We start from the raw sequence: 24823 nt of genomic DNA, 5'->3' as shown, positions 1-24823 counted from the left end.
CCCGGCATGCCGGGGGTTCTGCGTTGTGGGGGCTCGGCTTCACTATCGCGCTGCGTTTTTTGTACTTGTAGCGGGTTTCCGGGCCCCACTTGTGAACCTGGATCAACAGTGTTTTCCCGGGGCGAGGCTTAATCCGGCACAGCAAAGCGCGCAGGCTACGCACTCCCGAATCCCGCCCCCAGGACCCCCCATGAATTCCAGAGCCGCCTTGCTGGCGCTTGCCGTCGGCGCCTTCGCCATCGGAACCACCGAGTTTGCGCCGATGGGCCTGCTGCCGGTCATCGCCGACGGCGTGGGCGTCGGCATTCCCACTGCCGGCATGCTGATCACCGCCTATGCCGTCGGCGTGATGCTGGGTGCCCCGGTGATGACCCTGCTGATGGGCCGTTTCGGCAAGCGCACCGCGCTGATGTTGCTGATGTCGATCTTCGTGGTCGGCAATCTGCTCTCGGCACTGGCCCCGAACTACGGCCTGCTGTTGCTGTCGCGTCTGGTCACCAGCCTCAATCACGGTGCCTTCTTCGGCATCGGTGCAGTGGTCGCCGCCAGCCTGGTACCGAAGGAAAAGCAGGCTGCAGCCGTGGCCACCATGTTCATGGGCCTGACCATCGCCAACATTGGTGGTGTGCCGCTGGCAACCTGGGTGGGCCAGCAGCTGGGCTGGCGCCTGTCCTTCGCCGGGACTGCGGTGCTGGGCCTGGTCGCGATCACCGCGCTGGGCTTCGCGCTGCCGGCGTCCGCGCCGGGACCGCGCCCGGACGTGCGCCGTGAACTGAAGGCGATCCTGCAACCGCAGGTGCTGCTGGCGATGGCCACCACCGTGCTTGGCGCCGGTGCGATGTTCACCCTCTATACCTACGTCGCACCGGTACTGACCGAGTTGACCGGCGCCTCCAACGCCTTCATCGCGATGTCGCTGGCCCTGATCGGCATCGGCTTCACCTTCGGCAACGGCATCGGCGGGCGCATGGCTGACTGGTCGCTGGATGGCGCCACGCGCATCCTGCTGGCGGTCCTGGCCGTGCTGATGTTCGTGCTGCCGTTGGCCTTCATGCACCACGCCACCGCGGCGCTGGGTGTACTGCTGTTCGGTGCGGCGACGTTCGCCATCGTGCCGCCGCTGCAGATCCGGGTGATGCAGGCGGCCAGCGAGGCGCCGGGGCTGGCGTCATCGATCAACGTGGGCGCGTTCAACCTGGGCAATGCGCTGGGGGCTGCGCTGGGCGGGGCAGTGATCAGCCTGGGCCTGGGCTATGCGGCCATTCCGGTGGCCGGTGGCCTGCTGGCGGCCACGGGGTTGCTGCTGGCATGGCTGGGGCGTCCGCGCACTGCGGTGGCTGAGGCCTGCTGAGGGGTGTTGGATTCCGGCAGGGCTGCGCCCTGCACCCGCAGAGGCAACGTCAAAAGCTGGGCTACTGAGGGATGGCGGGGCGGGTCCGGTGGCGGGGGACGCCGTAAACCCGTCCCTGGGGGCTTGGCCGCGGCATCCATGCCGCGGACACCCCCGCCACCGGACCCACCCCGCCTTCGACAGTCTTCCGCGATCTGTCGGAATGCGTTCTGCGCTGCTGTTGGTAGGTGTCGATCTTGGTCGACACGGTAGATCCACGCCATGCGTGGATGGCAGACACCAGGAATGTCTGAAGGGTCGGCTTTTGCCTTTGGCTTTTCTTTTGATCTTCCCGCGGTGCGCAGAAAACTGTCCATGGCCGGGAGGGTGGGGCGGCTGGGGGCGTGAGCGCCATGGGCCCGAGGCATGCCACGGGCGGGTTGGGCAGGATGCCCAACCCCGGTCTTGCCGTGTGCGCAGGACAGCGCACACGAGCAAGCGGCGACCGAGCTTACATGGACGTACTTGCAGCGGCCCCCAGCCGACCCACCCTCCCGGCCCATCCCCGAGCTGGCTGGACCACACCGCGGAGGGGGCCGCGCCCGATGGCCGGTCTTTCACCCGAACCATGGCATGCTCGGTGCCCAGTCCACCCGGAACCTCCGCCATGCGCCTGTTCACCCGTGTCCTGCCCCTGATGCTGCTGGCCTCGATGCTCTCCGGCTGTGGCTACAACGCCATCCAGCAGAAGGATGAAGCGGTCAAGGCCAGCTGGTCGGAGGTCATCAACCAGTACAAGCGCCGCGCCGACCTGGTGCCCAACCTGGTGCAGACCGTGAAGGGCTTCGCCAGCCAGGAAGAGCGCGTGCTGACCGAAGTCACCAATGCCCGTTCGCGTGTCGGCCAGATCAACGTCAATGCCGACGACGAAGCCTCGCTCAAGCAGTTCCAACAGGCCCAGGGCGAACTCGGCAGCGCCCTGTCGCGGCTGCTGGTGGTGACCGAGAACTATCCGGAGCTGAAGTCCAACCAGAACTTCCGCGACCTGCAGGCGCAGCTGGAAGGTACCGAGAACCGGGTCACCGTCGCCCGCGGCCGTTACATCCAGCAGGTGCAGGACTACAACACCTACATCCGCTCGTTCCCGCAGGTGATCACCGCCAAGCTCTTCGGCTACAAGACCAAGCCGAACTTCACCGTGGACAACGAAGCGCAGATTTCCAACGCACCGACGGTCGATTTCGGCAACGCGCCGCAGCAGCCGGCGCCGCAGCCGGGCCACTGACCGATGCGCCTGGCCACTGCGCTGCTGGCCCTGCTGCTGTGGCTGCCGCTGGCCTCGCAGGCGCAGCAGCTGGCGCCGGTTCCTGCGCTGGATTCGCCGGTGGTCGATACCACCGGCACGCTGGATGCCGCGCAGAAGCAGGCACTGGTGCAGCAGGCGATGGAACTGCAGCAGCGCAAGGGCAGCCAGCTGCAGGTGCTGGTGGTGCCCACCACCCAGCCGGAAGACATCGCGCAGTACACCACGCGCGTCTTCGACCAGTGGCAGATTGGCCGCAAGGGCGTGGATGACGGCGTGTTGCTGGTAGTGGCCAAGGACGACAGGCGCGTGCGCATCGAGCCGGGCTACGGTCTGGAAGGTGCGATTCCCGATGCCATCGCCAACCGGGTCATCCAGGAATACCTGGTGCCGCGCTTCCGCAGCGGCGACTACGCCGGTGGCATCACCGATGCCACGGCGGTGCTGGTCAAGTTGATCGACGGCGAAACGCTGCCGGCACCGGTCAGCGGCCATCGCGGGCGTGAGCCCAGCGGTGGCGGTGATACCTGGTTCCTGGCGCTGTTCATCGGTGTGTTCGCCGGCAGCATCCTGCGCGGCGTGTTCTCGCGCGTGCCGCGTCCGCTGCGTGGCCTGCTCGGCGGTGCCGGTGCAGCCCTGGCGGCGTTCCTGTTCACGTCCACGCTGCTGGCCAGTGGCCTGGCGGGCATCGTAGGCCTGATCGTGGCCATGCTCTCAGGACACCCGGGCCGCTTTGCCGGTGGTGGTGGCTGGGGCGGTGGCAGCTGGGGCGGGGGCGGCGGCTTCGGTGGCGGTGGAGGATTTGGCGGTGGCGGCGGCTGGGGAGGCGGTGGTGGCCGCTCCGGTGGTGGCGGTGCTTCGGGGGGCTGGTGATGATCCAACGACTGTGTCGTCATGTGTTTTCGCCGTCGGTACGGCGCGCGTTCCCGCCGGCCACCCTGCAGGCGATCACCGAGGCCATCGCGGCCGGTGAGCAGCGCCACGGCGGGCAGGTGATGTTCGCGGTGGAAGCGGACCTGCCGCTGGCCGCGCTGTGGCACAGGGTCACCCCACGCCAGGCCGCCGAGCATGCCTTCGCGCGCCTGCGCACCTGGGATACCACCCACAACAATGGCGTGCTGATCTACCTGCTGCTGGCCGACCACGCCATCGAGATCGTCGCCGACCGTGGCCTGCACGGCCGGGTCAGCCCGGCGCAGTGGCAGCGGGTCTGCACCCATCTGCGCGAGGGCCTGCGTGGTTCCCATCCGGTGGAAGCGCTGCAGGATGCCATCGACGAGGTCTCCAGCCTGATCGAAGGGCACTTTCCGGCCTCGACGCGGTCGAACGATGACGCGTTGCCGAACTCGCCCCAGCTCCTTGGTTGAGCCGGGGCGGCACTGGCCCGAGAATAGGCGTTCAACCGCAAGGCACCTTCCATGATCTATTTCCACGACATCGACCCCATCGCCCTCTCGCTGGGGCCGATCAAGGTGCACTGGTACGGCATCATGTACCTGCTCGGCTTCACCGCGGCCTGGCTGCTGGGCCGCGAGCGCATCGCCGCCGGTCGCCTGCCGGGCGTCGATGCCAACGGCTTCTCCGACCTGCTGTTCTACGCCATGCTCGGCGTGGTGCTGGGCGGGCGCATCGGCTACATGCTGTTCTACGCGCTGGGCGATTTCCTGCACAACCCGCTGCTGCTGTTCAAGGTCTGGGATGGCGGCATGAGCTTCCACGGCGGCCTGCTCGGCGTACTCGGTGCCTGCTGGTGGTGGTCGCGCAAGCACGCGCTGCACTTCTTCGACACCATGGATTTCATGGCGCCGCTGGTGCCGCTGGGCCTGGGCTTCGGCCGCATCGGCAACTTCATCGGCGCCGAGCTGTGGGGCAAGTACACCGACGGCACGTGGGGCGTGGTGTTCCCGTCCGGCCTGCCGGCGCCGCTGAACCAGCTGGACCACGCGACCCTGCAGACGCAGTTCGCGACCGGTGCGCTGAACCAGTTCGCGCGTCATCCGTCGCAGCTGTATGAAGCGTTCCTGGAAGGCCTGGTGATGTTCGTGGTGCTGTGGGCCGTGTCGGCCAAACCGCGCCACCGTTACCTGGTCGGCGGCCTGTTCGCGCTGATGTACGGCCTGTTCCGCTTCGCCGTGGAGTTCGTGCGCATGCCCGACAACGGTGTCTACGTGGCCTTCGACTGGCTGACCCGCGGCCAGATCCTCAGCCTGCCGCTGATCGCCTTCGGCCTGGTGCTGCTGGTGATGTCGCGCCGCGCGCCGGTACTGCAGCCGCAGCTGCCGGTGGCTGCCGAGGGCAAGGCATGAAGGCTTACCTGGACCTGCTCTCGCACGTGCTCGAGCACGGCGCCGAGAAGAGCGACCGCACCGGCACCGGTACCCGCAGCGTGTTCGGCTGGCAGATGCGTTTCAACCTGGCCGACGGCTTCCCGCTGGTCACCACCAAGAAACTGCACCTGCGCTCGATCATCCATGAGCTGCTGTGGTTCCTGAAGGGCGACACCAACATCGGCTACCTGAAGGACAACCAGGTGCGGATCTGGGACGAGTGGGCCGACGAGAACGGCGACCTCGGCCCGGTCTATGGCAAGCAGTGGCGCAGCTGGGCCACCGCCGATGGTCGCGAGATCGACCAGATGCAGTGGCTGGTGGACGAGATCAAGCGCAACCCCGATTCGCGCCGGCTGGTGGTCAGCGCCTGGAACGTAGGCGAGCTATCGCAGATGGCGCTGATGCCGTGCCACAACCTGTTCCAGTTCTATGTGGTGGACGGCAAGCTCAGCTGCCAGCTCTACCAGCGCAGCGGCGACATCTTCCTCGGCGTGCCGTTCAACATCGCCAGCTACGCGCTGCTGACCCACATGGTGGCGCAGGCCACCGGCCTGGGCGTGGGTGATTTCGTGCATACGCTGGGCGATGCGCACCTGTATTCGAACCACTTCGAGCAGGCGCGCGAGCAGCTGTCGCGTGAACCGCGCGCGCTGCCGAAGCTGTGGTTGAACCCGGAGGTGACCGACCTGTTCGGCTTCCAGTTCGACGACATCCGCATCGACGGCTACGATCCGCACCCGGCGATCAAGGCGCCGGTGGCGGTATGAGTTCCCGATTGATTTCCAGCGGCCTGCTGGCGCTGTGCGGCATGTTGCCGCTGGCCATGGTGCAGGCCGGACCGGCCGATGCGCTGTCGTTGGCCCGGCAGGTCAATGAGCAGATCGTGCACAAGCACATGCGCGAGGAAGTGCAGGCGTTCGCTGGGGCGTTCAACGGCAGCACGATGATGCCCCAGGATGTGCCGGAAGGCTGCCGGGCGCAGATGCGTGAGGCGGTAACCGGCATGTACACGGCGATGACCGAGCACCTGAAGGCGGGTGTCGAGGATCCGGCCTATCAGCGCATGCTCGAGCAGCAGCTTGCCACCGTCTATTCCAGTGACCAGTTGCAGGCATTTCTGGCACGTCGTGCCAGCACCGACACTGCTGCGTTGTCGGCAGACATCCTGTCAGGACCGGGCCTGAAGGATATCGAAGAGGCGCAGAAGCAGAAGATCCTCGATGGCCTGGATGAGCAGTCCACATCCAGCCCCGAGCTGGCAGCGGCGCTGCAGGCTGCCAGTGCCGCCAACGCTGCCTGCGAACGCCTGCAGATCGACGCCAGCTGAGGAGGTGGTAGCAATGAAGCTGTCGATGATCGTGGCGCTGGATCGCAACCGTGGTATCGGCCAAGGCAATGCCATGCCCTGGCACCTGCCGGATGATTTCAAGCACTTCAAGGCGCTCACCCTGGGCAAGCCGATCCTGATGGGGCGCAAGACGGCCGAGTCGATCGGCCGCGTGCTGCCGGGGCGGACCAACCTGGTGCTGACCCGCAGCGGCCAGGTGCCGTTCGAGGGCATGCGCGCGGTAGCGTCGCTGGATGAGGCGAAGACGATTGCCGAACGCGAGGGCGCCAGCGAGCTGTGCATCATCGGCGGCGGCGAGATCTTCCACCAGCTGCTGGACCAGGCCAGTGACCTGTACCTGACCTGGGTGGATGCCGAAGTCCCCGCCGATACCCATTTCCCCGAGGTGGATGCGCAGGACTGGCGGGAAGTGAGCAGCGAGCCGCACCCGGCCGACGAACGCCATGCCCACGCGTTCCGCTTCGTGCACTACGTGCGCCGCTGAAGATGGTTTCCTGTAGAGCCGAGCCATGCTCGGCTGCTGTTGCCGGACACATCCCGTAGCCGAGCATGGCTCGGCTCTACAGGATTGCCTACGGCATCCGGTAATGCCCGATGATGGCGTGCTGGAACAGCAGATTCTCTTCGCGCGTGCCGCGCGCGATGTTGTGCAGCACCAGCGGCGTGCCGTTGGCCAGCCTGCGGTCGGAGACGATGCCCACGTGCAGCAGGCCGTTGCCGTTGAGCTTCCAGGCGACGATGTCGCCGGCCGCGTAGTCGGCGGCGAGGGCCGTGATCGGCTGCTGCCAGCCCTGCCGTTCGAACCAGCGCATCAGGTTCGGTACGCGGCGATGATCGATGTTGCGATCCGGTCGTGACAGGCCCCAGATCGCCGGATAGGCACTGAAGTTGCCGCGCATGTCCTCATGCACACGGGCCTGCAGGTCCACGTCCAGGCTGCGCAGCGCGCGCACCACCACGTCGGTGCACACGCCGCGATCAACCGGGACATCTCCACCGGGATAGGCCAGCACCTGATAGGCAGGGTCGTAGCGGGTGGTGACGCCGATCTGCGCGCGCGCTGCAGCCACCAGTGGCGGCGAAGGCGCCTGCGGTTGCGATGGCGTGTGGCCGACGTTTCCGCCGCCGGTGGGGGACGGGGCCGAAGTTGGCTGGCAGCCGCTGGCCAGGGCCAGCGTCAGCAGCACCATCCATGGTGCCCAGCCGCGCCGCGTCATGCCTGCGGCGGAGGACTGCTGTTGCCGGGGCCCGCGGAGCCACCACCACCGCCACCACGGCGACGACGACGGCGCGGGCCGCGATTGCCCGGGGTGGCGGCCGGAGCGTTACCGCCGCCCTGTTCCTTGCCCTGCGCCGACGCAGCCGGGCGCTCGTGCGCCGGGCGCGCGGGCGGGCGGGCGTTGGGCACGGGGGCGGGTACATCGCGGCCTGGCACCTGCACCACGCGCAGTTCATCGGTATCGAGCTGGATAGCGGTGAGCTTGCCGCCCCAGACCGCGCCGGTGTCGATGGCGTGCACGCCCTGGGTGATGGTCAGGCCCAGCGCCGACCAGTGGCCGCAGACCACCTTCAGGTCGCGCTCGACCCGGCCCGGCACTTCGAACCAGGGATACAGCCCCTGTTCCTGCGTGCCCGGCGTGCCCTTGTCCTCGATGCCGATGCGTCCGCGCGGGGTGCAGTAGCGCATGCGGGTGAGCACGTTGATGATCGCGCGCGAGCGGTCGTAGCCGGACAGGTTGGGGGCCCAGCTCGGCTTGTCGCCGTACATGTTGCGGAACAACTTGCGGTAGCCGGCGCCGTGCAACTGTGCCTCGACTTCAGCCGCATGCTTCTCGGCCATCTGCGTGGTCCACTTCGGCGCCAGGCCGGCGTGCACCATCATCCAGCCCAGTTCGCGGTCCACGTGCACCAGCTTCTGCAGGCGCAGCCAGTCCAGCAGTTCGTCGCGGTCCTCGGCCTGCACGATGCGCAGCAGGTCCGGGTTGACCTTGCGCTGTTCCTCTTCGGTGCGGGCACCGACGGCCAGCAGCGAAAGGTCATGGTTGCCCAGCACCACCACGCTGTGCTCGCGCAGCGAATGCACCAGCCGCAGCGTTTCCAGCGACTGGCCCCCCCGGTTCACCAGGTCGCCGCAGAACCACAGGGTGTCCTGCGCCGGGTCGAAACGGATCTTTTCCAGCAGTCGCTGGGTGACGTCATAGCAGCCCTGCAGGTCGCCGATCGCCCACACACTCATCGTTCGGCCTCCGTGTCAGTGCAGGGTACGCGGGATGGCCAGCACGAAAGGTGCGACCGGCGCGGCAAATTCGGTGCCGTCGTCGGCGACCATGTCGTAGTGGCCCTGCATGGTCCCGTGATCGGTCCCCAGCATGACACCGGACGTGTAATGGAAGTCTTCACCGGGACGCAGGCGCGGCTGCTCGCCGATCACCCCGTCGCCGTCGACATGCTCGACGCGGCCGTTGGCATCGGTGATGCGCCAGTGGCGTGCGACCAGGCGCGCGGCAACACGTCCCTGGTTGTGGATGCGGATCGTGTAGGCGAACGCATAGCGCCCGTCTTCCGGCGCGGATTGATCGTCGAGGAAGCGCGGTGCGACTTCGACGGAGATGGCATAAACGTCAGCGTCTTCCATACCGGCAGTGTAATCAGGAGGCATTGGCCAAGGCGATGAATTCGGCCACGTCCAGCTGTTCGGCGCGGGCATCGGGACGCACGCCGGCGGCAACGAACTGTTCGGCGGACACCACGTTGTTCAGGGCGTTGCGCAGGGTCTTGCGGCGCTGCCCGAAGGCGGCCTTGACCACCTCGGCGAAACGCTTGTGGTCGTTGATGTTGATTGTGGCCGGGTCACGCGGCACCAGCCGCACCACGGCCGAATCGACCTTCGGCGGCGGCCGGAACGCGCCCGGCGGCACCACGAACAGCGAGGTCACCTGGCAGTAGGCCTGCAGCATCACGCTGAGCCGGCCGTACACCTTGCTGCCGGGGCCGGCGGCCATGCGGTCGACCACTTCCTTCTGCAGCATGAAGTGCATGTCGCGGATCACCGCGGCATGTTCCAGTGCATGGAACAGGATCGGCGAGGAGATGTTGTAGGGCAGGTTGCCGACCAGGCGGATCGGCTGGCCGGCAGCCAGCTCGGTGAAGTCCACGCGCAGCACGTCGCGGTGGACGATGGTCAGCTCGCCCAGCGGCTCGGCGGCGGCGGTCAGCGGCGCGATCAGGTCGCGGTCGAACTCGATCACCGTCAGTTTCGGATGCACGCGCAGCAGCGGCAGGGTGATCGCGCCCTGGCCGGGACCGATCTCGACCAGGCGGTCACCGTCTTTCGGGTTGACCGCCATCACGATCTTGTCGATGTAGTGGCGGTCGGCCAGGAAATGCTGGCCAAGCTGCTTCTTGGCCGGGGCGGTGAACACCGGGCCGGAGGGGGAATGCGGGGAATTCATGCGCTCAGTGTACGTTGCCGCGCAAGCTGCGCACACAACGTCGTTGCCGCCTGCAGGCTGGAAGGATCGGCAATGCCGCGCCCGGCCATATCCAGTGCTGTGCCATGGTCTACCGCCACGCGCGGGTAGGGCAGGCCCAGGGTCAGGTTCACCGCCTGCTCGAAGCCCGAATACTTCAGCACCGGCAGGCCCTGGTCGTGGTACATCGCCAGCACGGTGTCGACGCCCGCCAGCTTGGCCGGCAGGAAGGCGGTATCGGCCGGCAGCGGCCCGATCAGGTCCATGCCCTCGGCGCGCAGGCGCTGCAGCAGCGGGATGATCAGGTCCAGCTCCTCACGACCCAGATGGCCGTCTTCGCCGGCGTGCGGATTCAGGCCGAGCACGGCGATGCGCGGCGCAGGCAGGCCGAACTCGCGGCGCAGGGCGGCATGCACGGTGCGCAGGATGTGTTCCAGGCGGGGCGCGGTGATCGCGTCGGCCACCTCGCGCAGTGGCAGGTGGGTAGTGGCCAGGGCCACGCGGACGATGTGGTTGGCCAGCATCATCACCACCTTCACCCCGGCCTGGTCGGCCAGCAGTTCGGTGGTCCCACTGTAGGCGATGCCGCCTTCGTTGATGACCGCCTTGTGCACCGGGCCGGTGACCACGCCGTGCAGTTCGCCGGACAGGCAGGCCTGGCCAGCACCGAGCAGGGCACCGATGACGGCGCCGGCATTGGCCGGGTTGGCCTGGCCGAAGTGGCTGGGCACGGTATTGGCCACAACGCGCACACGCAGATCGCCGGGGACGCGTGCTTCGGCGTCCTCGGGCAGCAGCTGCAGCGGCAGGTTCAGCGCGGCGGCGGCCGCGCGCAGGGTATCCGGGTCGGCGAAGGCCAGCAGCCGGCAATCTTCACGCGGCTGCTGGACGAGGCGGACACACAGCTCCGGGCCGATCCCGGCGGGCTCGCCCGGTACCAGAGCGAGCTCGGGACGCATCGGTCAGGACTGCGGCGGCGTGGCGGTGTTTTCCGCGCGGTCGCCGCTGCGGAAGCTGACGTAGGCTTCGCCACGCAGTTCCTGCAGGAAGCGGTTGTACTCGTCTTCCAGCTTGCGGCGGCCGATGGTCTCGCGGATCTGGGCGCGCTGGTTGTCGTTGGTCACGTCGGTCTGGCGGGTGGCCACGCGCTGCACGATGTGCCAACCGGCATCGGTGCGGAACGGCTGGCTGACGCCGCCGTCCTGAATGCCGGCCACCTGCTGGCCGAACGCCGGACCGAACGCGTCGACCGGGAACCAGCCCAGATCGCCGCCCTGGCCCTTGCTGTTGTTGTCCTCGGAGGATTCCTTGGCCACGGTCTCGAAGTCCGCGCCACCGGCGATGCGGGCGCGCAGGGTATCGATCTTGGCCTTGGCGGCAGCGTCGGTCTGGTGGTCATCCACGCGCACCAGGATGTGGCGGCCGTGGTATTCGGTGACCGTGTGCGCGCCACCGCTGGCGGCGCTGGCATCACGCACTTCCACCAGCTTCAGCAGCTGGAAGCCGCTGGGGCCGCGGATCGGGCCGACCACTTCGCCGGGCTTCATCTTTTCCATCATCTGCGCGAAGGCCTGCGGGATTTCATCCAGGCTGCGCCAGCCCAGGTCGCCGCCTTCCAGCGCGTTGGGGCTGTCCGAATAACGCACGGCGGCCGCGTTGAAGTCCAGCTCACCCTTGTCCAGCAGGGCCTTCACGCCCTCGGCCTTCTTCTGGCCGGTGGCGATCTGGTCGGCGTTGGAGCCGTCGGGCAGGGCGATCAGGATGTGTGCCAGGTGGTACTGGTTGCCCACCGTGGCCTGCTGCTTCAGCGCGGCGTCCACTTCACCCTCGCTGACGCTGATGCGGCTCTGCGCGAAGCTCTGGCGCAGGCGCTGCACGGTGATTTCATCGCGCACCGAAGCACGGAAATCGTTGAAATCGATGCCGTCGTGGGCCAGGCGCTGGCGCAGTGCATCCAGGTCCGAGCCGTTCTGCTGGGCGATGGCATTCATCGCCTGGTTCAGCTCCTGGTCGCTGACGCGGATGCCGCTGCCCTGGGCGCGGGCCACCTGCAGCTTGACCAGCACCAGGCGCTCGAGCACCTGGCGGCTGAGCACGTCTTCCGGCGGCAGCTGGTTTTCACGGCCGGCGTACTGCGCCTTGATGTTGGCGATCGCACGCTGGAGCTCGCTCTGCAGGATCACGTCCTCGTCGACGACGGCGGCGATGCGGTCCAACGGCTGCGCCTCCTGCGCGAGCACCTGCAGGGGGGCGGACACGCTGGACACCGCCAGCAGGGAGGCGAGAAGAACGGGGAAGCGCTTGGTCATGGGATCTGATTCGGATCGTAGTCATCCCGGGTCGCCCCGGTGTTGCTGGGCGGCACGAGATAGAGGTCGTCGCGGTTGTAGCCGAGGATAGCACGGCGCAGCGTACGGTCCGTGTCCTGGCCGATGGAGCTGAGGCCCTTGAGCACGAACTCCAGCTGGAAGGAGTTGTTCATGTCGCCTTCGCGGTTGCGCACGTAGCGGCGGGCCACCGCACGGACCGCCAGGCAGCAGCTGTCCCACTGCACGCCGGCGATGATCTCCAGCGGTTCCTTGTCCTGCAGCGAGTAGTAATACCGGCCCACCAGGCTCCAGCGCGCATTCAGCGGGTACAGGAACGACAGGTCGGCCTGCTCCAGCAGGGTCCGGTCATGCTTGTTGGCGGTCGCCGGGGCGCCGGCGTTGATGCGGTAGCGGTAGCTGAGGTTGATCACGCCATCGTTGGGCATCAGATAGCGGGCGCGGACGCTGGCCAGATCCTCGCGCTTGTACTTCGGGTCCCACTGGTAGGTGGCGCCCAGGGTCCAGCGGTCGTTGATCATGTAGTTGCCGTCGGCGATCCAGGCCGACTTGCCCTTCTCCACCGGTGCGCCGCCCGGCGTGGTGCTGACCCGCGATTCGTCGAAGTACTGGATCTGGCCGATCGCGGCCGAGAAGCGTTCCTTGCCGGTGGTCTGGTCGATGAAGCGGGTGCCCAGTGCCAGGGTCAGCTGGTTGGCATCGTTCTGGCGGTCGGCGCCGGTATAGCGCGAGTCGCGGAACAGCTGGCCCCAGCTGAAGGTGAAGTCACGGGTGTCGAAGATCGGCAGCTCGTCCTGGTTGCGATAGGGCGTGCGCAGGTAGAACAGGCGCGGCTCCAGGGTCTGCAGGAATGACTTGCCACCGATCGACGTCTCGCGATCGAAGAACAGGCCGGCATCAAGGCTGCCGATCGGCAGGCTGCGGCTGGGCGAGGTATTGCCGCGCAGTTGTTCCGGGGTGGCCGTGGCCGGGTCGATGCCCTGCGAGCGCAGGATCTGGGCCTGGATGCCGTTGACGCCGTCGACCAGGCCGCGGTCCAGCTGGTAGGCCGTATAGCGGTAGGCCAGGGTCGGGGTGATGTACCAGGCCGCGCCACTGATCGGGAACGACACGTACGGCTTCACGTCCAGGCGCGAGCCACCGCTGATGCCAAGACCGGATGTCTGCTGGATGCCGTTCCGCGTGTACTGCAGATCCGTGCCCCGGTCCGGTCCGTACTTGAAGTTGACGTCGTCGTGGGTGAAGCGCACCGCTTCGGTGTAGATGCCGGTTTCCAGCCACGGCAGCACCGGCTTGTTCCAGTTCAAGAACAGGCGTGGCTCGCGGTTGTAGGGCAGGGCGCGCTCGTCGAGGGTGTAGTCGGTCAGCTGCCAGCGGTCGGCCATGATGCCGGCCGTCCAGTTCTGGCCGGTGCCATACAGGCCGATGGTGCTCTGCAGGTTGGAGGCGGTCACGCCCACCAGGCGGTTGGCGAAGTCCTCGACATAGCGCTCGTCGCTCACCCAGGCCAGGTTGGCGCGGGCCTGCCAGTGGCTGTTCACGTTGTGGTAGCCGTCGAACATCACCCGGCCGCGGTCGCGGTCGCGCAGCTTGTCGCTGGGCATGTAGCTGGTCAGCACCTCGCCACGGCCGCCGTTGTAGAGGTAGCGGAACTCGTTGTCGAGCAGCAGGCCGCGCCGGCTCATGTAGCGCGGGGTCAGGGTGTCATCGTAGTTCGGCGCCAGATTGAAGTAGATCGGCTGCGCGTAGTCGAAACCGTTGCGGCCGGACATGCCCAGCTGCGGGAACAGCAGGCCGGTCTTGCGGCGGTCATCGATCGGGAACTTGAAGTAGGGCGCCCACAGCACCGGCACCTTGCCGATGCGCAGCACCGCGTTGCGGGCCGTGCCGAAGCCTTCGTCGTTGTCCACTTCGATCTGCGGCGCCGACAGCTTCCATACCGGCTGCGACGGGTCGCAGGTGGTGTAGGTGGAGCGGTGCATCTGGCCGACCGCGCCCTGCAGGTCGACCGACTCGGCATCGCCGTTGCCCCGGCGCGACACCAGCTGGTACTTGATGTCGGAGATCTTGTGGGTGTCGCTTTCCTGGTTGCCTTCGGCGCGCTTGGCGACCATCCGGATCGACCCGTCCTGGTAGCGGACATTGCCGTCGGCGATGTAGTTGCCGGTCTCGGTGTCGAAGCTGAGCTTGTCGGTACCGACGAACTGGTCACCGCGGCGCAGCGCCACGTTGCCCTCGTACTGCGGCACGGTGGTGGTGCCCAGCAGCTGGTCGCCTTCGATGTCGGTCGGCTGGTTCTCGCGGGCGGCCGCGGCGGCAGCCTTGTCCTGGGCCGGGACCGGGGTGGGGGCGTCTGTGAACGCGGGAATGACGTCGGTGGCCGGGCACAGGCCCCAGTTGAGCGGCTTATCATCGGCCATCGCCGGCAGGCTGATGGCGATGCTCAGAGGCAGGGGAAGCAGGCGGAGGGCTCGGCGCACGCGGTTCGGATTCGGGCGAAAACGGACGGTAGCTTGCCCCATCCCTTGCATAGGGGCAATGAAGGGCGCCGGAGCCTGCCGGTTTGGGTTCATCCGGCGGAGGCACCCGCAGAGGGGGTGATCAGGGCCTGGACATGGGCCACGCTGCACTCGGCCAGGGCCTGCAGGTCGTAGCCTCCCTCCAGCATCGAGACCACCCGGCCGGCCGCGTGCCGGCGTGCCAGCGCGTGCAGTTCACGGGTGATCCAGGCGAAATCGTCGGTCTCCAGCATCAGGTCCGCCTGCGGATCACGCAGGTGGGCGTCGAAGCCGGCCGAGATCAGCAGCAGCTGCGGGCGGAAGTCGTCGATGGCCGGCAGCATCTCGTCGGCCCAGACGTTGCGGAAGCGGAAGCCGCCGCTGCCCGGCGGCAGCAGGATGTTCATCAGGTTGCCGGCACCGCGGTCGCGGCGCAGGCCGGAATTGGGAAACAGCCCGGCCTGATGGGTGCTGTAGTACGAGACCCGGGCATCGTGCTGGAAGATGTCCTGGGTGCCATTGCCGTGGTGCACGTCGAAATCGACCACCGCGATCCGCTCCAGGCCATGGCGGTCGCGGGCATAGGCGGCGGCGATGGCGATGTTGTTCAACAGGCAGAAGCCCATCGCCGTGCCGCTGGTGGCGTGGTGGCCCGGCGGGCGCACCGCGCAGAAGGCCAGCGGGTCCTCGCCCAGCATCACCGCATCGACTGCGGCCACACCGGCACCGGCGGCGTGCACGGCGGCGCTGGCCGAGCCGGGCGAGGTCCAGGTGTCCATGTCCAGCTGGCGCAACGGCGCGGTCTGCGGCTGCAGCACGAAGTCGAGCAGGGCGCTGTCGTGGACCCGGGTCAGTTCGCCGAACTTGGCCGGCGGCGCTTCGCGCCAGTCCAGCTGGCCGGGGAAGGCCGCGTGCAGCGCGTCCAGCACATGCTGCAGGCGTTGCGGGCATTCGGGATGGCCGGGACCGGGGTCATGCAGCAGGCAGGACGGGTGGGTATAGACCAGCATCGTGCCGACTCAGCGCTGGCGCTGCTGCGGTTGCCACAGCGCTTCGCCCTGGCCATCGGCGCGGGCCAGCACCCGGGCCAGCACGAACAGCAGGTCCGACAGCCGGTTGAGGTACTGCAGCGCCTCGCTGCGCACGGCTTCGTGGCGGGCCAGGGTGACCGTTTCGCGCTCGGCGCGGCGGACGATGGTGCGGGCCAGATGGCAGCGCGCGGCGGCTTCGCCGCCGGCTGGCAGGATGAATTCCTTCAGCATCGGCAGGTCGGCGTTGTAATGGTCCAGCTGCTGTTCCAGGGCCGAAACGTCGGCGGCATGGATCGCAGCGTGGCCGGGGATGCACAGTTCGGCGCCCAGGTCGAACAGCTGGTGCTGCAGATGCACCACCAGCGCACGCACATCCTCGGGCAGGGGAGCGGCCAGCAGCAGGCCGAGCGCGGCGTTGGCCTCGTCGACGGTGCCGAAGGACGCCACGCGGGCGTCATCCTTGGCCACGCGCTGGCCGTCGCCAAGGCCGGTACTGCCGTCGTCGCCGGTGCGGGTGTAGATGCGCGAGAGGCGATGACCCATGGCGCGGCTCAGTGGCGGATGTCGCGGCGGGCCTGCTGGAGCTTCAACACCTGCTCCACGGCCAGCTGCAGGGCGGCGGCCAGCGCCACATAGATCGCGGTGGTGCGCAGGTAGGGCCCGAACCACTGCGCGTAGTTCTGTGCCCAGCCGGCCAGGGTCGGCTCGGCCACGTTGCGGCTGGACCAGTAGAAGCCGCCCTGTGCCAGCAGGTGGCAGACCGCCACCGAGGCGACCAGCAGGAGTGCGCCCTTGGCCAGTACCGGCCAGCGCGCGCTCTGGTAGTTGCGGCCCAGCAGCATGCCGCCGGCCCACAAAGAGAAGTAGGCCGGCAGCAGCAACCAGTAGCCCGGCGACACACAGTAGTGCTGCCAGAAATCCAGTCCGCTGCTGCGGATCACGATCCAGTCGACCAGCACGGCGAACACCATCAGCAGCGGGAACGCCCAGCGCGTCCAGCGGGCCAGGTAGAAGCCACCGATGAAGAACACGGCCCAGGAGGCATCCGGAATGGCCGCGAAGTGGTTGACCCGGGTCGCCGCCAGCAGCAGTACGAGTACGGACAGGACGAAGGCGCGGTTGGCGGTATCGGACATGGCGGGGGCCCGGAGCGGATTCAGGTTTCATTCTAGCCCGCCGCGCAGGTTGGCGCAGGTGCCGCCCGTTCGGCGTACAGTCGGGACGAGCGCGTATCATGAACACATGAGTGAACGACATGACGTGCTGATCGTCGGTGGTGGCCTGGTCGGTGCCAGCCTGGCCATTGCCCTGGACCGCCTGGGCCGCGACGTGGGCCTGCTCGAGGCCAGCCCGGCCGGCGAGCTGCCTGCGGTGTTCGACCAGCGCAATCTCAGTTTCGCCGCTGCCACCGTCAATGCGCTGACCGCGCTGGGGGTGATGCAGAAGCTGGCGATGGCACCGGGCCCGATCCGGCGCATCCATGTCAGTCGTGCCGGCGATTTTGGCCGTGTGCAGCTCGAAGCGGCCGATTACGACCGGCCGTGGTTCGGCCAGGTGGTGGTCGCGCGCGATTTCGGCCAGGCGCTGGAAGCGCGGCTTCAGGAGCTGCCGCGCCTGCGCCGTTATCGGCCGATGCGGTTCCTGGGGCTGGGCGAGGTGGTGGACGGCTACCGCCAGGTGCGGGTGGCTGACGAGGCGGGTGAACGCGTGCTGCTGGCACGTCTGGTGGTGGGGGCCGATGGCACCACCAGCGGCGTGCGTGGCGCGCTGGGCATCGAGGTCGACCGCCATGATTTCCAGCAGACCCTGTTCGTGGCCCGCGTGCGCAGCCAGCGCGCGCCGGACGGCACGGCCTGGGAGCGGTTCACCGATACCGGCCCGACTGCCCTGCTGCCGCGTGGCGATCGTCACTTCGGCACCGTGCATGGCGTAGCGCGCGACCACGCCGATGCGGTGATGGCGCTGGACGATGCGGCGTGGCTGCAACGCCTGCAGAACGCGATCGGCTGGCGTGCCGGCCGCCTGCTCGAATCCGGTCCACGCAGTGCTTATCCGCTCATCCAGGTACTGGCGCGCGCGCTGGCCGGTGAACGCACGGTACTGCTGGGCAATGCCGCGCAGACCATTCATCCGCTGGGTGCACAGGGCTTCAACCTGGGCCTGCGCGATGCGCTGACCCTGGCCGAGCTGCTGGAGGATGCGCATGAGGATGCCGGCAGTGATGCTCTGCTGCAGGCCTACGTCGCGCGCCGCGAGGAAGACCGCCGGCAGACGGTGGCGTTCTCCGGTGGGCTGGCACGCCTGACCAGCAACCCGGCGCCGCTGATGCGGCCACTGCGCAGCCTCGGCCTGGTGGCCGCGCAACGCGCGTCGGTGCAGTCGATGCTGGTCGGTGGCGCGATGGGCTTCCGTGGCGACGTGCCGCGCCTGTGCCGTGGAGAAGCCGCATGAGCCGGCGCACGCGTCTTGATGTGGCCATCGTCGGTGGTGGCGTGGTCGGTGCCGCGTGTGCGCTGGCGCTGGCCGATGCCGGCCTGTCGGTTGCGCTGGTGGAAGGCCGTGAACCCGCGCCGTGGCAGGCCGCACAGCCTGACCTGCGCGTGTTCGCCTTTGCCGCCGACAACGTGCAGCTGTTGAACCGCCTGGGCGTGTGGCCGGCGATCGCGCAGGCCCGCGCCTGGCCCTACCGGCGCATGCAGGTGTGGGACGCGGCCGGTGGCGAGGATCTGCTGTTCGACGCTGATCGTTTCGGCCGGCGCGAACTGGGCTACATCGTCGAGAACGGCCTGCTGCAGGACCGCCTGTGGGCGGCGCTGCCGGCGGCGGGCGTGCAGCTGCACTGCCCGGCACGGGTGGAAGCACTGGAGCAGGACGAGGATGGCGTGCGCCTGCGCCTGGATGACGGTCGCCGCCTGGAGGCGGCGTTGGCGGTGGCCGCCGACGGTGCCGAATCGACCCTGCGCCAGCTGGCCGGGATCGAGGTTGAAAAGCATGACTACCACCAGCGTGGCGTGGTGGCCTACGTGGACAGCGATCTTCCCAACCAGGCCACGGCCTGGCAGCGTTTCCTGCCGAGCGGTCCACTGGCGCTGCTGCCGGTGGCCGAGCGCCGCAGCTCCATCGTCTGGACCCTGCCCGAGGATGAAGCGGCTCGCGTGCTGGCGTTGGACGAGGACAGCTTCAACCGCGAACTGACCCGCGCCTTCGCTGCACGCCTGGGCGAACTGCGTCTGGCCTCGCCGCGTGCGGCGTTCCCGCTGCGCCGCCAGTTGGCCCGTCACTATGTGGCCGGCCGCGTGCTGGCGCTGGGCGATGCCGCACATGTGGTGCATCCGCTGGCCGGGCAGGGCGTGAACCTGGGGCTGCGCGATGTCGCCGCCCTGCAGCAGTGGCTGGCGCCGTCCGCCGAGCGCCGCGGGCAGCCGCGGCTGTCGCCGCAGCGCCTGCAGCGCTGGGCGCGCGAACGGCGCAGCGACAACCACATCGCCGCCTACAGCTTCGATGCGATCAACCGCCTGTTCTCCAATGACGAAATGCACCTGACCCTGGCCCGCGGTCGTGCGCTGGGCTGTGTCGGCAAATGGCCGCCGCTGGTGCAGGCGTTCTGGAAGCGCGCCGCTGGGGTGTAAGCGGAATACATGCCGCACGACGCTTCCGGCATCAGTGAACAAAAAAGGGGACGGAGGGGATCAAGTCGTTTGTGCCACAAACGACTTGATCCCCTCCGTCCCTTTTTTCAGTCGACCAGCCAACCGGCCAGGTCTGCACGATCCAGCTTGCCGCGACGCTTCACGTCCAATGCATTGAACTCATCGGCCAGTGCCGGATTTGCCTGCGCTTCCTCGCGGCTGATGAAACCATCGCCGTTCACATCCAGCGCGGCGAAGTGGATGCGGTACTGGCCAACCACGCTGCTGGGCTCCAGCGAACGCACCGTCACCTGTGCCTCGCCGGCCGGCTGTGCAATCTCGACGCTGCCGCTGACCCGACCGGCATCCAGTGGCTGCTGGCGGATCGCGCCGCCGGTGGGACCCAGCGGCTGGCTCTGCGCCGGGGTGTGCGGCAGGTGCTGGGCCATGGCCGGTGCGGCTGACAGCAAAGTGATCAGCAGGGTGAGCGAGTGGTAGCGCATGGTTCCGTTCCCCGATAGCGCCGGGCCATGCCCGGCGGGCATGTTCCTCAGCGCAGCGGCGAGGCCAATACCGTGATCTCCTCACGGTCGTGATAGAGCTGCTTGGCGCGTACCACCAGTGGCTTGCCGGCCTGGTCCTGGAACAAGTCCAGGCACAGCCGGGTCTCGTCCCAGCGCTTCTTCATCGGCAGCTTCAGGTTGAAGATCGCGTGCCGGCACCAGCCTTCGCGGAACCAGGTGGCCATGCGTTCGGCCACGCGCCGCGGCTGCTCGACCATGTCGCAGACCATCCAGTCCAGCGGCTGCTCCGGATGCCAGTGGAAGCCATCGGCGCGCAGGTGCTCGACCAGGCCGGTGTCCAGCACGTGCTGGCGCAGCGGACCGTTGTCGATGCTCAGTACGTGCATGTGCTGGCGGGTCAGCACCCAGGTCCAGCCGCCCGGTGCGGCGCCCAGGTCGGCCGCACGCATGCCGGGCTTGGCCAGCGCTTCGCGCTCTTCCGGCGTCAGCAGGGTCAGCAGCGCTTCGTCCAGCTTCAGCGCCGAACGCGAAGGCGCTTCGGGCAGCAGCTTCAGGCGCGGGATGCCCAGCGCCCACGGCGCGCTGTCGGCCGGGTCGGCCACGCAGACGAAGGCGTGGGTACCGTCGACGAACACCACGTGCAGGCGCGGCAGGCGCGTATTGGGCTTGTCGGTCAGCTTGCCGGCCTTGCGCAGCGCCGGGCGCAGCGCATTGCCGAAGGCACGGGCCAGACCGGACAGTGGCTTGCCGGCGTCCGAATCGGGGTGCTCCACCCACAGGTCGCCAAAGCGCGGCGCATCGGCCAGCACCTCCAGCATCGGGGTGATCCGGTCAGCCGGGTCCAGCTGCGGCAGCTCGGCCAGTACCACCAGCTTCTGCCGCGCGAAGATCAGCTCGCGCCAGCGCAGGCGCGGTGCCAGCGCAGCCGCCTCGTCGCACATGAACAGCACGTAGCCGTCATTGCGCTGGGTGCGCGCGTAGCCGGCGAAACCGGCTTCACCGGCGCGGAACTGCAGCTCGCCGGCCAGCTCGGGCTCGAAGCCCTGACGGCACAGGCACAGCAGGCCGATGCCGGTTTCAGTAGCGGGCGCCATCGCTTTCCCCATAGGCACGCAGCACGCTGCGCGCAGCGTCGCGGTTCAAGCCCTGCACGACTTCGATGCCGCGCTTGTTGAGTTCGCCCACCCAGTCGGCCGGCAGCGGGCCTTCGTCGAACGGGGTCAGTTCCTCGACGTCGGCCGAGTTGGCGCCGATCAGCAGGCGGTCGATGCCGGCCCATACGGTGGCGCCGTAGCACTGGCAGCACGGCTGCGAGCTGGTGGCCAGGGTGACAGGCGACAGCACCGCGTTCAGGCGCGGGGTCTGCAGGCGCTGCTGGGCCAGCATGTAGGCCATGTTCTCGGCGTGCGCCAGCGAGGTCGCATGCGGCATCACCCGGTTCACGCCGGCGGCGATGACCTTGTCATCCGGGCCGAACACCACGGCACCGAACGGGCCGCCACTGGCGTGTTCGACGTTCAGCCGCGACAGCTCGATCGCCAGCGCGACCTTGGCCTCAGCGCCCGGATATCGACGATCCAGGTCGATCTGGTCGTGGATCCAGGCGGGAAGGGTCAGGTGGACTTGCGCGTACAGCATCGCGGGGGTGCCTCGTAGTGGGATGGAGGAAAGTGCGGTTGCTTGGGAAACCGGCGCGCAGTGTAGCTGCACCGGCCTGTATCGGGTGTGGCGGCGGATCAGCCCGGTGAACCGGTACGGATCACCACGTACTGCTTGCGGAATTCCAGCCCGGCCTGCGGCCAGCTGGCCGCGTAGGCGCGCAGCAGGGGAAGGGCGCCGGCGAAGTCGTGGCCGTTGACCCGGCAATCGGCCTCGCACAGGCCATCGGCGTCGCGCGAGGCGAACAGGCGGATGGCAAGGAACTGGCGCGCCTTCAGCAGGTCGTCGAAGGCGTCCATGCTCTTGGTGAACAGACAGCAGGGGCAGGAACCGTGGTCGTCCTCGCTGCAGGTGGAGGCATCCACCTCCTGCGCGCGGTAGTGCGCCAACGGCCCCAGCACCACGGTGCGTTCGTGTTCCTCGCCGTCGTCGCTGGCCGGATAGGTCAGGCCCAGCATCGGCAGGCCCTGTGCATCTTCGGCGCCGATCGCGGTCTGCAGGGTCGCCAGGTCCACCCGCACCCAGGTCTGGAAGCCGGACAGCAGCGACGCCTGTTCATCGGCACCGTTGGCGTGCTGGTACTCGAACAGGCCATCGGCGAACAGCACGGGGTGCTCGATCTCGATGACCGTGGAGGTCTGCCAGCCGCCGTTGTCGCGCGCGTGTGCCGCCATCGCATGCGGTGTCAGGCGCAGGCCGCTGTCCAGCAGCAGCGCGCCGCCGTCGACGCGACTGGCGATGCCGGCGTCCTGCAGGACCTGCTGCAGCAGCGGGAGGAGGGCGGCGGAGGTCGTGGTCATGTCAGGCCTGTGGGTGGATGGGGTGAAACATCCAGGCAGGGCCTGGGGATCTAGCGGTCGAGCGCGTCGAGTTCGGCGCGATATCGCAGCGCGTCGGGCTGCTGCTGCGGATCGTTGCCGTGGTCGCGCAGCCAGGTTTCCAGCTCGCGGCGATAGTCCGCGCGGAAACCGGCATTGCCCGGGCTGAAGTGCAGCTTGCGTGCCGCCACCTCCACGCGCTCGCGCGCACTGGCACGGGCCTGGGCGATGCCGTGCGGGGATTCGTTGGTGAGGATGACGAAGTTGCGCGGGAAACCCGGCGTGTACTTCACCACGAATGGCTGGTCGGGCGCCGGGATGCGGATCGCGTTCTCCAGCGGCCACAGCGAGGCGGTGTTGGTGTGGAACACCACTTCCACATCGCGGCCTTCGGCAGTGCGCAGTACCGCTTCGTAGCGCCAGATGTACTGCTCGTTCATCGTCGAGCTGGTCCGCTCGGACTTCACGATCACCGCTTCACCGCGCTCGCCCACCACGTTGAGGAAGGCGGCGTTGAGAAAGTGGCCGAGGAAGATGTTGAGCATCGCCAGCGGGAACACCACGATGGCGTAGCCCGGAAAGCGCCGCCACCACGAGACCAGCCCGGCCAGCACCATCGCCGAAAAGAACGTCAGCAGCGGATGCTGCGAGATGAACCAGAGCAGGGCGGAAAGGGCGGTGATCATCGTAGGGTTCGTGCGGGCGCCTTCCCGGCGCCCGCGCAGGTCCTCAGGCCGACCAGGTGTCGCGCAGGGTCACGCTGCGGTTGAACACCGGCTTGGCCTCGGTGTGGTCGCGGCGGTCGGCCACGAAGTAGCCGGTACGCTCGAACTGGAACGACTGCTCCGGCGCGGCGCTGGCCGCGGCCGGCTCGACATAGCCGGTGACGGTGCGGCGCGATTCCGGGTTGAGGTAGTCGCGGTAGGTCTTGCCTTCCGATTCGTCGTCCGGATTGGCCACCGAGAACAGGCGGTCATACAGGCGGATCTCGGCCGGCACACCGTGCACGGCGCTGACCCAATGGATGGTGCCCTTGACCTTGCGGTTGGCGCCTTCCATGCCCGGACGCGATTCCGGATCCAGCCAGCCGCGCAGCTCGGTGATGGTGCCGTCGGCATCCTTGATCACTTCGTCGCAGCGGATGATGCCGGCGCCGCGCAGGCGCACTTCGCCACCCGGCACCAGGCGCTTCCAGCCCTTCGGCGGCACTTCGGCGAAGTCCTCGCGGTCGATCCACACTTCGCGTGCGAACGGTACTTCGCGGCTGCCGAAGCTCTCGTCCTTCGGGTGGTTGCTGAAGGTCAGCTGTTCTTCGTGGCCTTCCGGCAGGTTGGTCAGCACCAGCTTGACCGGATCGATCACCGCCATGCGGCGCGGCGCGGCACTGTCCAGGTCTTCGCGCAGCGCGCCTTCCAGCACGCTGAAGTCGATCAGCGAGTTCTGCTTGCTGATGCCCACGCGTTCGGCGAACAGGCGCATCGCCGCAGGGGTATAGCCACGGCGACGCAGGCCCTGCAGGGTCGGCATGCGCGGGTCTTCCCAGCCGTCCACCAGCTGTTCGGTGACCAGCGCCATCAGCTTGCGCTTGCTCATCACCGTGTAGTTGATGTTCAGGCGCGAGAACTCGATCTGGCGCGGCTTGGCTGCTTCGCGCGGCAGGCCGGCGTCGACCAGCGGTTGGGTCAGTGCATCGTCATGGGCGAAATCGACGTTGTCCACACACCAGTCGTACAGCGGGCGGTGGTCTTCGAATTCCAGCGTGCACAACGAGTGGGTGATGCCCTCGATCGAATCACCCAGCGCATGGGCGAAGTCGTACATCGGGTAGATCGGCCACGCGTTGCCGGTGTTCTGGTGCTCGACGTGCTTGATGCGGTACAGCGCCGGATCGCGCAGGTTGATGTTGCCGCTGGCCATGTCGATCTTGGCGCGCAGGGTACGCGCGCCATCCGGGAATTCACCGGCCCGCATGCGGCGGAACAGGTCGAGGTTTTCCTCGACGCTGCGGTCGCGCCACGGCGACGGGCGGCCCGGCTCGGTCAGGGTGCCGCGGTAAGCGCGCACTTCCTCGGCCGACAGGTCGCAGACATAGGCCTTGCCCTGTTCGATCAGCTTCTCGGCGGCCAGGTAATAAGTCTGGAAGTAGTCCGAGGCGTGGCGCAGCTCGTTCCAGCTGAAGCCCAGCCAGCGCACGTCGTCCTGGATCGCGGCCACGTATTCCGGATCTTCCTTGGCCGGGTTGGTGTCGTCGAAACGCAGGTTGCAGACGCCGCTGAATTCACCGGCGATGCCGAAGTTCAGGCAGATCGACTTGGCGTGGCCGATGTGCAGGTAGCCGTTCGGCTCCGGCGGGAAGCGGGTCTTGATCGCCTGGTGCTTTCCGCTGGCCAGGTCCTCGCGCACGATCTGGCGGATGAAATCGCGCTTTTCGTGGCTGTCGGCGGGGGTCTCGGGGCTGGCGGGGGTGTGCTCGGACATGAGTCGGCGAAAAGAAAGGCAGAAAGACCAACAGTCTAGCGCGTACGGGGCAGGGCTGCCCGGTAGGGCTGGCCGGCG

Annotated in this window: 25 protein-coding genes and 1 pseudogene; 10 read left to right on the top strand and 16 right to left on the bottom strand. The window is 68.0% G+C overall.

Annotation, left to right across the window (positions count from 1 at the left end; translation table 11 throughout):
* Window positions 1-190 precede the first annotated feature (190 nt).
* The 8 genes from RI032_RS05570 (at window position 191) to RI032_RS05535 (ending at window position 6795) form a co-directional block, all read left to right on the top strand.
* Window positions 191-1351 carry an MFS transporter gene (locus RI032_RS05570; RefSeq protein ID WP_322547961.1) on the top strand — a complete coding sequence of 387 codons (1161 nt, stop codon included), beginning with the start codon at window positions 191-193 and terminating at the stop codon, window positions 1349-1351.
* Window positions 1352-1997: 646 nt separating this feature from the next.
* Window positions 1998-2615: a LemA family protein gene (locus tag RI032_RS05565; RefSeq protein WP_322547960.1), complete on the top strand. Its 618-nt coding sequence runs from the start codon at window positions 1998-2000 to the stop codon at window positions 2613-2615.
* 3 nt (window positions 2616-2618) lie between these two features.
* Window positions 2619-3506, top strand: coding sequence for a TPM domain-containing protein (locus tag RI032_RS05560; RefSeq protein ID WP_322547959.1), 888 nt, complete (start codon window positions 2619-2621; stop codon window positions 3504-3506).
* A complete protein-coding gene (locus RI032_RS05555) occupies window positions 3506-4000 on the top strand; it encodes a TPM domain-containing protein (protein WP_012479191.1) in 495 nt (164 codons plus the stop codon). Before RI032_RS05560 ends, RI032_RS05555 begins: the two co-directional genes overlap by 1 nt.
* Window positions 4001-4051: 51 nt before the next feature.
* Entirely contained in the window at window positions 4052-4939 is an 888-nt protein-coding gene (lgt, locus tag RI032_RS05550) for a prolipoprotein diacylglyceryl transferase (RefSeq protein ID WP_322547958.1), read from the top strand.
* Window positions 4936-5730, top strand: a complete 795-nt coding sequence (locus RI032_RS05545) for a thymidylate synthase (protein WP_012479193.1) — start codon at window positions 4936-4938, stop codon at window positions 5728-5730. The genes lgt and RI032_RS05545 overlap by 4 nt, the downstream gene beginning before the upstream one ends.
* Window positions 5727-6290 (top strand): hypothetical protein, encoded by a 564-nt coding sequence (locus tag RI032_RS05540; protein WP_224328990.1) that lies wholly within the window; start codon window positions 5727-5729, stop codon window positions 6288-6290. Before RI032_RS05545 ends, RI032_RS05540 begins: the two co-directional genes overlap by 4 nt.
* Before the next feature lie 13 nt (window positions 6291-6303).
* Window positions 6304-6795, top strand: a complete 492-nt coding sequence (locus tag RI032_RS05535) for a dihydrofolate reductase (RefSeq protein ID WP_043398081.1) — start codon at window positions 6304-6306, stop codon at window positions 6793-6795.
* An 88-nt stretch (window positions 6796-6883) separates the two neighbouring features.
* Here the strand turns inward: RI032_RS05535 and RI032_RS05530 are convergent, their stop codons facing one another.
* The 10 genes and pseudogenes from RI032_RS05530 to RI032_RS05485 form a co-directional block, all read right to left on the bottom strand.
* The gene (locus RI032_RS05530; RefSeq protein ID WP_313310837.1) at window positions 6884-7528 is read right to left on the bottom strand and encodes a DUF1287 domain-containing protein; all 645 of its coding nucleotides are present in this window, start codon (window positions 7526-7528) and stop codon (window positions 6884-6886) included.
* Window positions 7525-8547 (bottom strand): symmetrical bis(5'-nucleosyl)-tetraphosphatase, encoded by a 1023-nt coding sequence (locus tag RI032_RS05525; RefSeq protein ID WP_197576556.1) that lies wholly within the window; start codon window positions 8545-8547, stop codon window positions 7525-7527. The genes RI032_RS05530 and RI032_RS05525 overlap by 4 nt, the downstream gene beginning before the upstream one ends.
* 15 nt (window positions 8548-8562) lie before the next feature.
* Window positions 8563-8946: a Co2+/Mg2+ efflux protein ApaG gene (apaG, locus tag RI032_RS05520; RefSeq protein ID WP_005412297.1), complete on the bottom strand. Its 384-nt coding sequence runs from the start codon at window positions 8944-8946 to the stop codon at window positions 8563-8565.
* A 13-nt stretch (window positions 8947-8959) separates the two neighbouring features.
* A complete protein-coding gene (gene rsmA / locus RI032_RS05515) occupies window positions 8960-9763 on the bottom strand; it encodes a 16S rRNA (adenine(1518)-N(6)/adenine(1519)-N(6))-dimethyltransferase RsmA (protein ID WP_005408139.1) in 804 nt (267 codons plus the stop codon).
* Window positions 9760-10740, bottom strand: coding sequence for a 4-hydroxythreonine-4-phosphate dehydrogenase PdxA (gene pdxA / locus RI032_RS05510; RefSeq protein WP_164194263.1), 981 nt, complete (start codon window positions 10738-10740; stop codon window positions 9760-9762). Before pdxA ends, rsmA begins: the two co-directional genes overlap by 4 nt.
* Window positions 10741-10758: 18 nt before the next feature.
* Window positions 10759-12090 (bottom strand): annotated as a pseudogene (locus RI032_RS05505) (peptidylprolyl isomerase); the annotation flags it as partial.
* Window positions 12087-14588 carry an LPS-assembly protein LptD gene (gene lptD, locus RI032_RS05500; protein WP_082587878.1) on the bottom strand — a complete coding sequence of 834 codons (2502 nt, stop codon included), beginning with the start codon at window positions 14586-14588 and terminating at the stop codon, window positions 12087-12089. The gene lptD and the pseudogene RI032_RS05505, both read right to left, overlap by 4 nt.
* A gap of 89 nt (window positions 14589-14677) precedes the next feature.
* Window positions 14678-15616, bottom strand: coding sequence for a histone deacetylase family protein (locus RI032_RS05495; protein ID WP_322547957.1), 939 nt, complete (start codon window positions 15614-15616; stop codon window positions 14678-14680).
* Window positions 15617-15625: 9 nt separating this feature from the next.
* Window positions 15626-16180, bottom strand: a complete 555-nt coding sequence (locus RI032_RS05490; RefSeq protein WP_043398096.1) for a cob(I)yrinic acid a,c-diamide adenosyltransferase — start codon at window positions 16178-16180, stop codon at window positions 15626-15628.
* 8 nt (window positions 16181-16188) lie between these two features.
* Window positions 16189-16773, bottom strand: coding sequence for a hypothetical protein (locus tag RI032_RS05485; protein ID WP_019338105.1), 585 nt, complete (start codon window positions 16771-16773; stop codon window positions 16189-16191).
* Window positions 16774-16879: 106 nt separating this feature from the next.
* Here RI032_RS05485 and ubiH point away from each other — a divergent pair, with 106 nt between their 5' ends.
* Both ubiH and RI032_RS05475 read left to right on the top strand, forming a co-directional pair.
* Entirely contained in the window at window positions 16880-18088 is a 1209-nt protein-coding gene (ubiH, locus tag RI032_RS05480) for a 2-octaprenyl-6-methoxyphenyl hydroxylase (protein ID WP_019338106.1), read from the top strand.
* The gene (locus tag RI032_RS05475) at window positions 18085-19266 is read left to right on the top strand and encodes a UbiH/UbiF family hydroxylase (protein ID WP_043398105.1); all 1182 of its coding nucleotides are present in this window, start codon (window positions 18085-18087) and stop codon (window positions 19264-19266) included. Before ubiH ends, RI032_RS05475 begins: the two co-directional genes overlap by 4 nt.
* A 107-nt stretch (window positions 19267-19373) precedes the next feature.
* Here RI032_RS05475 and RI032_RS05470 read toward each other — a convergent pair whose 3' ends face one another.
* The 6 genes from RI032_RS05470 to RI032_RS05445 form a co-directional block, all read right to left on the bottom strand.
* On the bottom strand, window positions 19374-19769 hold the full coding sequence (locus RI032_RS05470) for an EF-hand domain-containing protein (RefSeq protein ID WP_019337027.1): 396 nt from the start codon (window positions 19767-19769) through the stop codon (window positions 19374-19376).
* A gap of 47 nt (window positions 19770-19816) precedes the next feature.
* Complete coding sequence (gene rlmM, locus RI032_RS05465; RefSeq protein WP_197657308.1) at window positions 19817-20884, bottom strand: 23S rRNA (cytidine(2498)-2'-O)-methyltransferase RlmM; 1068 nt, start codon at window positions 20882-20884, stop codon at window positions 19817-19819.
* Complete coding sequence (locus RI032_RS05460) at window positions 20868-21428, bottom strand: nucleoside deaminase (protein ID WP_322547956.1); 561 nt, start codon at window positions 21426-21428, stop codon at window positions 20868-20870. Before RI032_RS05460 ends, rlmM begins: the two co-directional genes overlap by 17 nt.
* Window positions 21429-21526: 98 nt before the next feature.
* On the bottom strand, window positions 21527-22249 hold the full coding sequence (locus tag RI032_RS05455; protein ID WP_010481815.1) for a DUF6348 family protein: 723 nt from the start codon (window positions 22247-22249) through the stop codon (window positions 21527-21529).
* Between the two features lie 50 nt (window positions 22250-22299).
* On the bottom strand, window positions 22300-22953 hold the full coding sequence (locus tag RI032_RS05450) for a membrane protein (protein WP_049453809.1): 654 nt from the start codon (window positions 22951-22953) through the stop codon (window positions 22300-22302).
* 43 nt (window positions 22954-22996) lie between these two features.
* Complete coding sequence (locus RI032_RS05445) at window positions 22997-24745, bottom strand: glutamine--tRNA ligase/YqeY domain fusion protein (protein WP_019337032.1); 1749 nt, start codon at window positions 24743-24745, stop codon at window positions 22997-22999.
* Between the last annotated feature and the right edge of the window lie 78 nt (window positions 24746-24823).

The organism is Stenotrophomonas geniculata, assembly GCF_034508895.1.
Taxonomy (GTDB): Bacteria; Pseudomonadota; Gammaproteobacteria; order Xanthomonadales; family Xanthomonadaceae; genus Stenotrophomonas; species Stenotrophomonas geniculata.
Note: the sequence above shows the minus strand (reverse complement) of the source record. Positions and strands in the feature narration are given on the sequence as shown.